The sequence below is a fragment of the Marinobacter psychrophilus genome (genome assembly GCF_001043175.1).
Taxonomy (GTDB): domain Bacteria; phylum Pseudomonadota; class Gammaproteobacteria; order Pseudomonadales; family Oleiphilaceae; genus Marinobacter; species Marinobacter psychrophilus.
In genome coordinates this window covers 790,847-804,618 of the sequence record NZ_CP011494.1, presented here as the reverse complement: position 1 = coordinate 804,618, position 13,772 = coordinate 790,847, and the positions used below count along the sequence as shown (strand labels likewise).

The window sequence follows — 13,772 nt, the reverse complement described above, 5'->3', positions numbered from 1 at the left end:
AAAAAACCGGCGAAGCCTAAATTTAACAGGCACCGCCGGTTTTTTATTCGCTTAACGCCTGGTCGATTAAATAATATCGTCCATGGATTTAAGCGGGTAATGCGCCGGGTATGGGTTACGAGCTACACCGGTATCAACTGCTGCACGGGCGACCGCCGCCGGAACCACTTCCAGCAAACGCACGTCCATCGGCTTCGGAATAATGTAATTCCTGCCGAACTCGAAGCTGTCAGCGCCGTAGGCTTCGCAGATTTCTTGAGGCACCGGCTCTTTCGCCAGTTCGCGGATAGCGTTTACTGCAGCAATCTTCATCTCTTCGTTAATCACTGTGGCACGAACATCCAGAGCACCACGGAAAATGAAGGGGAAGCCCAGCACGTTGTTCACTTGGTTAGGATAATCTGAGCGGCCTGTGGCCATGATCAGGTCATCGCGCACTGCGTTAGCGGTCGCCGGATCAATTTCCGGATCCGGATTTGAACAGGCGAATACAACCGGGTTAGGTGCCATTTTCTTGAGCTGTTCAGCGCTCAGTAAGTCCGGGCCGGAAAGACCCACAAACACATCAGCACCGTCGATGGCATCGTCCAGCGTACGTTTATCGGTATCGTTGGCGAACATCGCCTTGTACTGGTTCAGATCGTCGCGGCCAGAGTGGATCACACCCTTGCGGTCCACCATACAAATATTCTCGGAACGCACACCACAACTGATCAGCAGCTTCATGCAGGCAATGGCGGCAGCGCCGGCACCCAAGCACACAATGGTGGTTTCTTCGATTTTCTTGCCCTGCAGTTCCAGCGCGTTAAGCATACCGGCGGCCGTTACAATGGCGGTGCCGTGTTGATCGTCGTGGAATACAGGTATGCTGCATTTTTCAATCAGCGCCCGCTCGATTTCAAAACACTCAGGCGCCTTGATATCTTCGAGATTGATGCCGCCAAAGGTATCGGCAATGCGTTCAACGGTTTCAATAAAAGCCTGAGGGCTTTCAGAATTGACTTCAATATCAAATACATCAATACCGGCAAAGCGCTTGAAAAGAACGCCTTTACCTTCCATTACTGGCTTACTGGCCAGTGGGCCAAGATTACCCAGGCCCAAAATCGCGGAGCCGTCAGAAATAACCGCCACCAGATTGCCTTTCATGGTGTATTTGTAGGCGTTTTCGGGGTCACGGGCGATCTCGCGGACCGGCTCGGCAACTCCGGGACTGTATGCCAGTGCAAGATCGCGGGCTGTTTTTGTGGGCTTGCTGATTTCTACACTCAGCTTGCCAGGCCGCGGCTTGGCGTGATATTCAAGGGCTGCTTCTTTCAGATCTTGAGACATTGCCACTATTCCGTTTGTCACGTTTAAGGGTGTAAAGCCGCCGTACTGAACTTTCGGTGTATTGAACTACCGATGTACTTATGGCGGGACGACAGTATGGCCCGCGCCGCATAAAACGACAAGGGCCATCCCAGCGTCCGGTAAAGCGTCAATACGTCTTATTGCGTATTTTCGCCTACAAAAGCGAGATACGTCTTTTTTTGGGACAAAAAAAAGCGCCCAAGGGCGCTTTTTTGCAATTCGCTGGCTTTAATCTTCTTTCTTGCCAACAATACGGCTGCCAAAACGCTTCTGGAAACGGTCAATACGGCCGCCGGCATCCATAACTTTCTGCTTGCCGGTATAGAACGGGTGGCACTGTGAACACACGTCTAACTGCAGATCCTTACCAACGGTAGAACGGGTATGGATCACATTGCCGCAAGAACAGGTAGCAGTGATGTTTTCGTACTTCGGGTGGATACCTTCTTTCATGGAGAACCTCGTCAGGTTATGCCGCCACCTGGTCACGATTACGGCTGTTCCGAAGAATGTTCCGTAGAGTGTTCCGTATGCCAGGCACCGCATATTTGAATCAATAAGAGAGACGGGGCACAATCGGCCCCATCCAACAGAGCGCGAATATTACTTGCAAACTAACACTCAGGCAAGCGCCACACTGCTGAATTCCCGTGCCCACCGGCGCAGAGCGCCGCAACCGGCGCTTGCACAAGGATACGAATATACCGTGACACCAATACCCGTTGCAGCGCCTGCCAGGCATAGCTTCCATCTAAATGCGCAAATCCCGTGACCAAGGTTGTACGCATCGCCATGAACCGCCCGCTGCGAAGGCTGTTTGACTACACCCTTGGAGCCGACCTCAGCCTTCAGCCCGGCCAGCGGGTTCAGGTTCCCTTTGGCCGCCAGCAGATAACCGGACTGGTTACTGCGGTTGGCGTAACCCCGCCGCCCGGGGTATCACTGAAGCCGGTTCGAAGTGTTATGGAAAGCTGGCCTGCGCTGCCAAAGGAAACACTGCGGCTGCTAAGCTGGGCCAGCGACTATTACCAACACCCGCTGGGTGAATGCCTGTTTACGGCTTTACCGCCAGCGCTCAGGCGCGGCCGGCCAGCACTGCGCAAAACCGAAGCCTGGTGGCGAGCCCGCAGCAGCGGTGCTCAGTTGCCACCGCAGGCCCACCGTCAAAAAGCCTTGCTAGCCTGGCTTTTGCAGTATTCCCAAGGCGCTGCGACAAGCGCCATCTTAAGCGCCGGCTTTAACCGCAGCCAGCTGAAGACCCTGGAACAAAAGCAGCTAATTGAAGCCGCCGAACCCGTATTGGCAACAACACCCACAGAGAGTTTTGCGGCACCCACGTTATCACCGGCACAAACAGATACCGCAGCACAGCTTCCAGACCCGGCTCAGGGCTTTAGCGCCTGCCTTTTGTACGGCATCACTGGCAGCGGTAAAACAGAAATCTATCTGCACTATCTAAAGCAACATTTGGGTGAGCAGGATCAGGCCCTGGTGCTGGTGCCCGAAATAAACCTGACACCGCAAACCGTGGCCCGTTTCCAGCGCTATTTTGGCCAGCGGATTGTGGTGTGGCACTCGGCACTGAACGACGGCCAGCGCCTGGACACCTGGCTAAAAATACGCCACGGCGAACCCGTCATACTCATTGGCACCCGTTCGGCGGTTTTGTTGCCCTTTACCGGTTTACGCACGCTGATTGTGGATGAAGAGCACGATAGCTCCTACAAACAAGGCGATGGCTTTCGCTATTCAGCGCGCGACCTTGCGGTATACCGCGCCCACCTGAACAAGTGCCCGGTAATACTCGGCTCGGCCACGCCCTCGCTGGAATCCTGGCACAACGCGCAGCAAGGCAAATACACCTTGGCCACATTGGAGGAGCGGGCCGGCAACGCCAGACCACCGCAAATAAAACTGCTGGACATTCGTAGCCGGCCTTTAGAAGGCGGTTTGTCGCGCCCCGCACTCAATGCAATCAAGCAGGTTTTGGACAACGGCGAACAGGTGCTGGTGTATGTGAACCGCCGCGGCTTCGCACCGGTGATGATGTGCTTTGACTGCGGCCACATGGTCGAATGCCCGCGCTGCGACACCCGCCTGACCTACCACCGCCGTGACAACGCCATGCGCTGCCACCACTGCGACTTTCAGGCCGCCGCAACGAGCCAGTGCCCGAAGTGCCAAAGTGATGCGTTCAAGCCCGTCGGCCAAGGCACCGAGCGCAGCGAAGACATACTGACCACCGCCTTCCCTGACACCCCGGTGGTGCGGGTTGACCGCGACAGCACCCAGCGTAAAGGCAGCATTCAAGCCATTCTACAAACCGTGAACACCGGCGAGCCCTGTATTCTGGTGGGCACTCAAATGCTGGCCAAAGGCCACGATTTTGCCAACGTAACGCTGGTAGTAGTTATAAACGCCGACGGCGGTCTGTTCAGCGTAGACTTTCGCGCCCCTGAACAGCTCCTACAAACCCTGCTGCAAGTCAGCGGCCGTGCGGGTCGCGGCGACAAGCCCGGCACAGTGCTGGTGCAGACCTGCCATAGTGACCACCCGCTATTAAGAACACTTTGCACGGGCCACTACGGGGATATGGCCGAACAGCTTTTAGTCGAGCGCGAAGGCGGCCAACTGCCGCCTTACCGCGCTATGGCCATATTCCGCGCCGAAGCCGACACCATGGAAAAAAGTTTGCAGATACTGGACACCATAAAACCCTTGGCCCAGGCACCGGGCCTGGAAATCTGGGGCCCACTGCCAGCGTTGATTGCCCGTCGCGCCGACCGCTACCGCGCCCAGCTGGTCATAAACGCCGATAACCGCAAGCGCCTGAGCAAGACCCTCGCCAACGTTTGCCTGCATCTAGATCAACAAAAACAGCCCTCCGGCAGCCGCTGGATGATCGACGTAGACCCACAGGAAACAGGCTAGTGCCCGCTATCACCCCCCCTGGCTTTTGCTTACAAAATCAGTTTCCGCGATAATGTGACACTTCTACTCTGGTGGGCGCCCTGCCCCATTTCCACTTCCGTTCAGCCGAGCTATTCAACAGCATGAAAGAGACCGTTTCCGACCTGCTTCAGTCTGCCCTGGCGGCGCTGCAATCTGAAGGCGTTTTGCCAGCAGATCAAAGCTTTGCGCCACAGATTGGCAACACCAAAGACAAATCCCACGGCGATTACGCGTGTAATATTGCGCTGGTGGCGGCCAAGTCTGCCCGCTGTGCGCCGCGCAAACTGGCGGAGGCGCTGGTGGCCAATTTGCCGGCCAGTGCAGCGGTCAACAAAGTGGAGATTGCCGGGCCAGGTTTTATCAACTTTTTCATGAGTACGGCCAGCGCCTTTGGCGTTGTGAATACAGCACTGGAACAAGCTGAAAACTTTGGCTGTAACCACAGCGGTAAGGGCGAAAAAGTACAGGTGGAATTTGTTTCCGCCAACCCCACCGGCCCTCTGCATGTGGGCCACGGTCGCGGTGCCGCAATAGGTGACTGCATTTGTCGGCTACTGGATGCCAACGGCTATCAGGTTACTCGCGAGTTTTATTACAACGACGCTGGCGCCCAGATCAATAACTTGGGGTTATCCGTTCAAGCCCGGGTAAAAGGCCTAACGCCAGATCACCAAAGCTGGCCTGAAAATGGTTACCGCGGCGACTATATTGCCGACGTGGCCGAGGCCTATCTAGCCGGAAAGACAATTACGGCAGACGACCGCTCAGTGACCGGCCAGGCCGAGCCGGACAACCTTGAAGCCATTACGGATTTTGCCGTGGCTTATCTGCGCCGCGAGCAGGACCTTGACCTGAAAGCCTTTGGCGTCGAATTTGACGTGTATTTCCTGGAATCCTCGCTGTACAACGACGGCAAAGTTGAAGCCACCGTTAAGCGCCTGCAAGAAAACGGCTACACCTACGAAGATGGCGGCGCCCTGTGGCTGAAAACCACCGAATTTGGCGACGATAAAGACCGGGTTATGCGCAAAACCGACGGCGGCTACACCTACTTTCTGCCGGATGTTGCCTATCATCTGGACAAGTGGCAGCGCGGTTTTAGCACGGTTATCAACGAACAGGGCGCCGACCATCACTCAACCGTTACCCGCGTTCGCGCCGGCTTGCAGGCGTTGAATATCGGTATTCCAGAAGGTTGGCCAGATTATGTGCTGCACCAAATGGTGATGGTCACCCGCGGTGGTGAAGAGGTAAAACTCTCCAAACGCGCAGGCAGTTATGTCACTCTAAGCGACCTGATTGAAGAGGTAGGCCGCGACGCCACCCGTTTCTTTCTGGCCGCACGGCGAGTGGACTCCCAGCTGACCTTTGACATTGATCTTGCACGCTCGCAAACCAACGAAAACCCGGTGTATTACATCCAGTACGCTCACGCCCGCATCTGCAGCGTGTTGCGCAAGCTGGCCGTCGAAGGCGTGCAGCGTGGCCGTCACGAATGCGTAGGCGACCTGACTCTGCTAACGCTGGATGAGGAGAAAGAACTGGCCAACCAATTGGCAAAATATCCAGAGCTGGTTGCCAGTGCCGCTGCCCAGCGCGAGCCCCACACCCTGAGCCAGTACCTGCGGGAATTGGCCGGCCTGTTCCACAGCTATTACAACGCCCACAAGGTGCTGATTGAAGACACCGCCCTACGCGATGCCCGCATCAGCTTGTACTTGGCCATACGCCAGGTAATCGAAAATGGCTTAGGCCTGCTGGGCGTTAGTGCTCCGGACGAGATGTAACCATAAAATGTCGCGAGACTACGCCCGCAAATCGTCACCCAACCAGGCCACTACGCCTCATCAAAAAGCGGGCAAGCCTGCCCGCACCCGGGCGCCCAAAGCCGCCGCCCCGGCGCGAGCTCAACACGGTAACCTGTCGATGAAATCGGTATTGGCACTGGCGGCTGTGGGCGGTTTCATCGGCTTTATTGTGTACCTGAACAGTTTGCCTGGCAGCGAGGCACCCGCCAAAGACGCGGCGCCCACTGAGCAGAAGGCACCTACCAAAACACCAGCGCTGATAAAACCGGAAATCGCCAAACCCCAATTCCGTTTTTACGAAATGCTGCCGGAAACCGAGGTAATGCCTTCTACGGTGGACGAATACACGCCTAGCCCAGGGCGCCCGCAAGTCGATTACCTGCTGCAGTCCGGTTCGTTCCGCAAAGCTGAAGATGCTGAACGCCAGCGCGCCGAAATCGCGTTCCAGGGTTTACGCGCAGCGGTGCAAAAAATCGATCTGGAAGAGGGCAATGTCTGGTATCGGGTGAATGTCGGCCCGTTCACATCCCGCAGCCAAATGAACGCTGCTGTGGACAAACTGGTGTCTATCAGCATTCAACCGCTGGTGCGGAAAATCCCCAAAAAGAGCTAATCTCTTTTAGTTCTGATGCGTAAACCTACAATTAAGTGCTGAACGTTCTGCCTTGAAAATCGCGGCGCTGCCTCCATAACTGCGCTAACACATTCGATCAGGCAACTGGAGCCCACATGACAACCATACTTTCCGTACGCCGTGACGACGAAGTCACCATGGGCGGTGACGGCCAGGTGTCCCTTGGCAATACCGTAATGAAGGGCAATGCCCGCAAAGTGCGCCGCTTGTACAAAGGCCAGGTTTTGGCGGGCTTTGCCGGGGGTACCGCCGATGCGTTCACCCTGTTCGAGCGCTTTGAAGCGCAACTGGAAAAACACCAGGGCAACCTAACTCGCGCCGCAGTGGAGCTGGCCAAAGACTGGCGATCAGACCGGGCGTTACGAAAACTCGAGGCCCTGCTGGCGGTGGCCGATAAAACCGCCTCACTCATCATTACTGGCAACGGCGATGTTATAGAGCCAGAAATGGGCCTGATTGCCATTGGTTCCGGCGGCCCTTTCGCCCAGGCGTCTGCCCGCGCGCTGTTAGAGAACACCGACATGAGTGCCCGCGAGATTACCGAAAAAGGGCTGATCATAGCGGCTGACATCTGCATTTACACCAACCAGAATCGCACCATTGAAGTGCTTTCTGCCAACGATTAAGCCGGAGCGATCATGTCTGCACTGACTCCTAGAGAAATTGTCCTCGAGCTGGACAAACACATTGTTGGCCAGCAGGAAGCCAAGCGCGCGGTAGCCATTGCCCTGCGCAATCGCTGGCGCCGGATGCAGCTCAACGACGAGCTGCGTGAAGAAATCAGCCCCAAGAATATTCTGATGATTGGCCCCACCGGTGTCGGTAAAACCGAAATTGCCCGGCGCCTGGCCAAACTGGCGGACGCACCCTTTTTGAAAGTGGAAGCGACCAAATTTACCGAGGTAGGTTATGTGGGTCGCGATGTCGATTCCATCATTCGCGACTTGGCTGATATAGCCGTAAAAATGCTGCGGGAACAGGAAATGAAGCGCCACGAAAACAGCGCTCTGGACGCCGCGGAAGATCGCATTCTGGACGCCCTGTTGCCACCGGCGCGGGATGTCAACAACGACAGCAAGCCGAAGGAAGAATCGACCACCCGCCAGATGTTCCGTAAAAAACTGCGGGAAGGCGAGCTGGACGACAAAGAAATTGAGATTGATCTGCGCAACAGCGGTGCCGGTGTCGAAATTATGGCACCGCCGGGTATGGAAGAAATGACCAACCAGCTGCAAAGCATGTTTGCCAACATGTCCCAGGACAAGCGCAAAACCCGCAAGATGCGGGTGGCTGATGCTCTACGTCGGGTGAAGGATGAAGAAGCCGCCAAGCTGGTAAACGAAGAAGATATCAAACAAAAAGCGGTACAAGCTGTTGAACAAAACGGCATCGTGTTTTTGGATGAAATCGACAAAGTGGCCAAACGCTCTGACAACAACTCCGCAGATGTGTCCCGCGAGGGCGTTCAGCGTGACCTTCTGCCGCTGATTGAAGGCAACACGGTCACCACCAAATATGGCGCTATTCGTACCGATCACATCCTTTTTATTGCTTCTGGCGCCTTCCACATGACCAAGCCGTCAGACTTGATTCCAGAGTTGCAGGGCCGCTTGCCGATTCGGGTAGAACTGCATGCGCTAACGCCAAACGATTTCAAGCGCATTCTGACAGAGCCGGATGCCTCATTGGTGCAGCAGTATGAAGCATTGATGGGCGCCGAGGGCCTGAAGCTCAGCTTTACCGACGACGCCATTACCCGCTTGGCAGAAGTGGCGTGGAAAGTGAACGAGAACACTGAAAATATCGGCGCGCGACGTTTGCACACGATGTTGGAAAGATTGTTGGAAAGCCTGTCATTCGATGCCGGCGACAAGATCACGGAAGAGTTCGAAGTCACCGCCGAGTACGTCGAGGAGAAACTTGGCAAATTGGCGGAAGATGAAGATTTAAGCCGCTACATTCTGTAGCGGGCGATAACTAAAACCGCGACCAGAATAAAAATGCATTCTGGTCGCGCGCTATCAAGATCGGGCCTTTTCTGTCTGCCCGTTAACACTTTGCAAGCCGGCCGCCAGCCGGCTTTTTTGTGTCTGCGATTTTGCCCTTAACGTGGCCGGTGGTAACTCGCCAAACAGACTAGTGCTGACTGTGCGATCTGTGTCGCTCAGACAATCGTGGCGCAGAGCAATACCGTATTTCGCCAATTTGGGCTCCAGCTCTGCAGCACGAAGGCGCAAATCGCGTCGAGTCGCCTGGTAGGCGTGTTCGCACAGCAAGCGCCGGGATTCAAAACTGAACACATTGGAACCAAACAGAATGGCGTCTTCGCTGCGAGGCTCAAACAGCACAATGTCTTTGTCCGGATAATCTTGGGCGTAGCGGTCTATTCCGGACTGCATGCGCGAATGCACCATGGTGCGGTAGGTTTGCGCCAGCACATTGGGCATGCCAGAGCGGGTCATCTCGCCAGCTGCCAAGGTGCCTGCCTTCATGGCGGCAGTGGCGTCTAGCGGTACCTGGGGATTGATTGCCAGCACCAGGTCAGCCTGATGGTCAAACGCCACCGAGGCGTGAAGGCCTTTACGCAGGGTACCATCGACGTAGTAATGGCCGTCTATTTCCACCGGTACGTAAATGCCCGCCGACGCCGTGCTGGCCTGAATGGCTTTAGAAATGGGCACAGCGTCAAAGCCCGGCGCACCAAAACACACCGACTTCGAACTCTCCACATCGGCGGCCACAATGAACAGCTGGCGCTTGAGTTGGCGGAAATCGTTGGTGCGGCCGAGCATAGTAAACGCGCGCCTTAAGTAATGGTGCAAGCCTTCGTTATTGAACAGCCCGGCGGGTGCGGCTTGGGCCAGAATGGTCAAGGCTTCCAGCAGGCTCTGATCGTAGGGGTTGTAAAAAAAACGGGTGAGCGCGGTGGTAATCAACCCCGGTATGGCCAGTAAACGGCGGCCCATTTCAGCGAAGGCCGGACGGTAAAAAACGCCGGGATGAAACGGGTGCAATTCGGATTCATTGCGCACAAAAATTCTACACAACTGGGCGGTGGTTACCTGGTTCACCAGATGAGCCGCCACAAACGACCCTGAGTTTACCCCTACGTAAACATCCAGATCATTGAAATCTAGCCCTTCCAGAGCTTCGTCAAGTGCCCTCAGCGCCCCTATTTCGTATATACCGCCTATCGGGCCTCCACCGCCTAACGCCACACCGATTCGGGGTTTTTTGCCGTTCGCTGCGTTCGTCGGCTGCGGTTTTTTTGTTAGTTTGCCATTACTCATAGCTTGGCCTTTTCGAGTTATTCAGGCAGATGCCGAGGCTACCTCTGCCAACGTTTTGCCAGTGGATTTTCCGGGCCGCATATAGCGGCCAAAGCCGGCATTACGCAGCGCCAAGTCAACACAGCTTTTGATTACATGAGGCGAATCAAGCAGCAGGATATCTGCTAACAAATTTGTCGCCCACTCAAGACTGACACTGCGAATCACCGATTTTACTTTTGGCAGGCTGGCTGCGTTCATCGATAGTGAATCGTAGCCCATGGCCATCAGCAATACGGCGCCTCCCGGGTCCCCCGCTAATTCGCCACACACCCCCACAGGCTTGCCCACGGCATGAGCGTCTTGGGCAATACGAACCAGCGCCTGCAGCACAGCAGGATGGTAAGAATGGTACAGCGGGGCCACACGGGGGTTATTACGGTCTACTGCCAATAAATATTGGGTTAAATCGTTGGTACCCACCGACAGGAAATCCACCCGGTCAGCCAATTCGCGTATCTGATATACCGCTGCCGGCACTTCAATCAACACGCCCACTTTTGGCATGTGGATGTTGTAGCCGTCTTTACGCACTTCGTGATATACGCGGTAAATCAGATGAAGAGACTCTTCTACTTCGGAAATATTGCTGATCATTGGCAGCATGATCTGCAAATTGTTCAGGCCTTCGCTGGCCTTCATCATCGCCCGCACCTGCAGCTGGAAAATCTCCGGGTGATCCAGGGTGACCCGGATGCCACGCCAGCCCAGAAACGGGTTTTCCTCTTGGATGGGGAAATACGTCAGGCACTTGTCGCCGCCGATGTCCAGGGTGCGCATGGTCACAGGGTTAGGCGCAAAGGCTTCCAACTGCTCACGGTAGTATTCGCGCTGTTCCTGTTCCGAAGGGAAGCGATCTTTAATCATGAACGGCACTTCTGTGCGGTACAGACCAATGCCTTCGGCGCCGTGAGTCAGCGACCGCAACACATCGGTCATTAACCCGGTGTTTACCAGCATTGATACCCTGTGATGGTCGGTGGTTTCACAAGGCAAATCGCGCAGGGCTTCGAGACCCCGAATCAGCTCGTTTTCTTCGTCGCAGATAACTTGGTAATAAGCGCGCAGATCCGCCGATGGTGACGCGAAGATCTGGCCTTCGAAGCCGTCGACAACCAGTTCCTTCCCGTCGAGCTGATTCACGGGTATGTCGACCAGCCCCATTACCGTGGGTATGCCCATAGCGCGGGCCAGAATAGCCACGTGGGAGTGGCTGGAACCTTTCACCGACACCAATCCCACCAACTGGCCCTTGGGCACTTCGCCCAGCATAGCGGGGGTGATCTCTTCACTCACCAATACGGTGCGTTCGGGGTATTCAAGGCTGGCTTGCTCGCCTTCCTGCAGATGCGACAACAACCGCCGACCCAGATCGCGCACGTCTACCGCCCGCTCCTGCAGATAATGATCATCCATCATCTCGAAATTGCGCACGTACTGCTGCACAACCTGTTTCAGCGATCCTTGGGCCCAGTTACCTTCGCGAATTTTGCCGTTAACTTCGTCCGGCAGGGCTTCATCGCTGAGCATGCGTAGGTACACATCAAACAACGCCTGCTCCTGCGGCCTCAGCTGCGAGGCCAGTCGTGCTGCGACCCGCTCGATGTCTCCGCGCACGGCACTTACCGCGCACTGGAACAGGTCCAGTTCGTGCTCAATATCATCCGTGGTTTTTTCTGGCACAAGGTCCAGGTCTGCCGCCGGGTAAACGGTTACGCCGGTGCCAATGGCCACGCCGGGTGCTCCGGGCACGCCGTCAAAACCGATGTCATGCGCTTCCTCGCCGGTGAGCGACAAACCACCTATGGCGCCCGTGGCCTCGCTGTGGGCGATCACCCCGCTGAGCTGAGCCGAGATAGTCACCATAAAGGCTTCTTCGCCTTCATTAAAACTGCGTGAACTCTCACGCTGCTGCACTACTAGAACACCCATCAGGCGGCGATGGTGAATAATGGGCACACCCAGAAACGAGCGGAAGCGTTCTTCGCCGGTTTCAGGAAAGTAACGGTAACGAGGATGAGAAGGCGCATCCTCCAGATTAATCGGCTCTTCCCGCGAGCCCACAAGGCCCACAAGGCCCTCGGAATAACCCAGGCTAACTCTCCCAACGGCTTTGCGGTACAGCCCTTCAGTGGCCATCAGTACGTAGCGGTTGGTAGCAGGGTCTAGCAGATACACCGAGCAAACTTCGGTGTTCATGGCTTTTTGCACACGCGAGACAATAATGCTCAGCGCCTCCTGCAGGTCGCGGGCGCTGTTTACTTCCTGGACGATCGTTCGCAATGTACTCAGCATGTTGGGATTAGCCCGTCGTCATGATTGTTCCTTCGAGCGCCGGTTGTGCTCGGCACGCCGCACCTGCTCCATGTTGTGGAACAGCCGCGGCGCCAGTTCGCGCAGCGCACGTCGGTAGACTTCTTTTTTGAATGAGATCACCTGCCCCAACGGATACCAGTAGCTTACCCACTGCCAGCCGTCGAATTCCGGTGAATCGGTTCCATCTACGCATACCTGCGCGTCTGGTGAAAGCATCCTCAACAGGAACCATTTCTGTTTTTGCCCTACACACAATGGGTGCGAATTGTGGCGAACCATCCGCCGCGGTAAGCGGTATCGTAACCAGCCTCGCGTACAGCTGATAATTTCCACGTCGCGGGCGCACAGCCCGACTTCCTCCCCAAGCTCCCGGTACAATGCCTGTTCCGGTGTTTCATCCTGATGAATTCCACCTTGCGGGAACTGCCAGGAGTTTTGGCCTATGCGTCTCGCCCACAACACTTGCCCTTTGTGGTTGGCCAGAATGATTCCGACGTTGGGTCTGAAACCGTCTGAGTCGATCACGGTACAGTACCTCGTTAATAGTCGGTTAACCGTAGCAAAATGCGACGGTCAGGTTTTTCCAAGTTGCTCTCATTCTTGCAGAATCCCAAGAAATCGGCAATCAAGACTGTTTACGTGCGGCCATGATAAACTGCTGCGCACTGCTAGGCGCTGGCAAGTGCCGGTTTTCAGACACCTTAATCACCGAGGCAGCACCATGACTCTGGCCATATTCGATCTGGATAACACCTTGCTGAATGGCGACAGCGACCACGCCTGGGGCATTTTTCTGGCGGAGCAAGGCATTGTAGACGCCGATGTACACCGCAAAGCCAACGACCGATTTTATCAGGACTACCTAAACGGCGAGCTGGACGTGTTTCGCTATCAGCGTTTTGTGCTGGAACCCCTGGCGCAGTTTTCACTGGACGAACTGCACGCCATGCACGAGCGTTTTATGGCCAGCCACGTGCAACCGATGCTGCAAATTAAAGCCGCCGAACTGCTTCACCAGCACCGCAGCCAAGGCCACACACTGATGATTATTACCGCCACCAATCATTTTATTACCAGGCCAATCGCCGACCTTTTAGGCATTGAGCACTTGATTGCCACCAACCCGGAAGTGGTGAATGGCCGCTTTACCGGCGAGGTTTCGGGCACGCCCAGTTTTCAGGGCGGAAAGGTAACGCGTTTGAAGCAGTGGCTGAGTGAAAACAATGAGTCATTGGACGGCGCCTGGTTCTACAGCGATTCCATCAACGACGCACCCCTGCTGGAACAGGTTGCGAATCCGGTGGCGGTCGACCCGGATTCGCGCCTGGAAGCCATGGCCCGCGAGCGCGATTGGCCCGTCATGTCGCTGCGGGACTGATT

11 protein-coding genes are annotated in these 13,772 nt (G+C 55.7%); 6 read left to right on the top strand and 5 right to left on the bottom strand.

Features of this window, described 5'->3' with window-relative positions; all coding sequences use genetic code 11:
• Positions 1 to 66 precede the first annotated feature (66 nt).
• Positions 67 to 1,332, bottom strand: a complete 1,266-nt coding sequence (locus ABA45_RS03620) for a malic enzyme-like NAD(P)-binding protein (RefSeq protein WP_048384362.1) — start codon at positions 1,330 to 1,332, stop codon at positions 67 to 69.
• A 249-nt stretch (positions 1,333 to 1,581) separates the two neighbouring features.
• Complete coding sequence (gene rpmE / locus ABA45_RS03615; protein WP_014869990.1) at positions 1,582 to 1,806, bottom strand: 50S ribosomal protein L31; 225 nt, start codon at positions 1,804 to 1,806, stop codon at positions 1,582 to 1,584.
• A gap of 315 nt (positions 1,807 to 2,121) precedes the next feature.
• On the opposite strand from rpmE, the gene ABA45_RS03610 reads away from it, so the two are divergent.
• The 5 genes from ABA45_RS03610 to hslU all read left to right on the top strand — a co-directional run bounded on the left by ABA45_RS03610 (position 2,122) and on the right by hslU (position 8,714).
• Entirely contained in the window at positions 2,122 to 4,284 is a 2,163-nt protein-coding gene (locus ABA45_RS03610) for a primosomal protein N' (RefSeq protein WP_048384361.1), read from the top strand.
• 122 nt (positions 4,285 to 4,406) lie between these two features.
• Positions 4,407 to 6,092 (top strand): arginine--tRNA ligase, encoded by a 1,686-nt coding sequence (gene argS, locus ABA45_RS03605; protein ID WP_048384360.1) that lies wholly within the window; start codon positions 4,407 to 4,409, stop codon positions 6,090 to 6,092.
• A gap of 7 nt (positions 6,093 to 6,099) precedes the next feature.
• Entirely contained in the window at positions 6,100 to 6,726 is a 627-nt protein-coding gene (locus tag ABA45_RS03600) for an SPOR domain-containing protein (RefSeq protein WP_048384359.1), read from the top strand.
• 116 nt (positions 6,727 to 6,842) lie between these two features.
• A complete protein-coding gene (gene hslV / locus ABA45_RS03595; RefSeq protein ID WP_048384358.1) occupies positions 6,843 to 7,373 on the top strand; it encodes an ATP-dependent protease subunit HslV in 531 nt (176 codons plus the stop codon).
• Positions 7,374 to 7,385: 12 nt separating this feature from the next.
• Positions 7,386 to 8,714 (top strand): ATP-dependent protease ATPase subunit HslU, encoded by a 1,329-nt coding sequence (gene hslU, locus ABA45_RS03590; protein WP_048384357.1) that lies wholly within the window; start codon positions 7,386 to 7,388, stop codon positions 8,712 to 8,714.
• Between the two features lie 54 nt (positions 8,715 to 8,768).
• On the opposite strand, the gene ABA45_RS03585 is transcribed toward hslU, so the two are convergent.
• Genes ABA45_RS03585 through ABA45_RS03575 form a run of 3 tightly spaced genes read right to left on the bottom strand, consistent with a single transcriptional unit; the run spans position 8,769 to position 12,917 of the window.
• Positions 8,769 to 10,037 (bottom strand): patatin-like phospholipase family protein, encoded by a 1,269-nt coding sequence (locus tag ABA45_RS03585; RefSeq protein ID WP_048384356.1) that lies wholly within the window; start codon positions 10,035 to 10,037, stop codon positions 8,769 to 8,771.
• A 21-nt stretch (positions 10,038 to 10,058) separates the two neighbouring features.
• The gene (ptsP, locus tag ABA45_RS03580; RefSeq protein WP_048384355.1) at positions 10,059 to 12,371 is read right to left on the bottom strand and encodes a phosphoenolpyruvate--protein phosphotransferase; all 2,313 of its coding nucleotides are present in this window, start codon (positions 12,369 to 12,371) and stop codon (positions 10,059 to 10,061) included.
• 18 nt (positions 12,372 to 12,389) lie between these two features.
• Complete coding sequence (locus ABA45_RS03575; protein WP_041635050.1) at positions 12,390 to 12,917, bottom strand: RNA pyrophosphohydrolase; 528 nt, start codon at positions 12,915 to 12,917, stop codon at positions 12,390 to 12,392.
• A 196-nt stretch (positions 12,918 to 13,113) separates the two neighbouring features.
• On the opposite strand from ABA45_RS03575, the gene ABA45_RS03570 reads away from it, so the two are divergent.
• Entirely contained in the window at positions 13,114 to 13,770 is a 657-nt protein-coding gene (locus ABA45_RS03570; protein WP_048384354.1) for a histidinol-phosphatase, read from the top strand.
• Positions 13,771 to 13,772 lie beyond the last annotated feature (2 nt).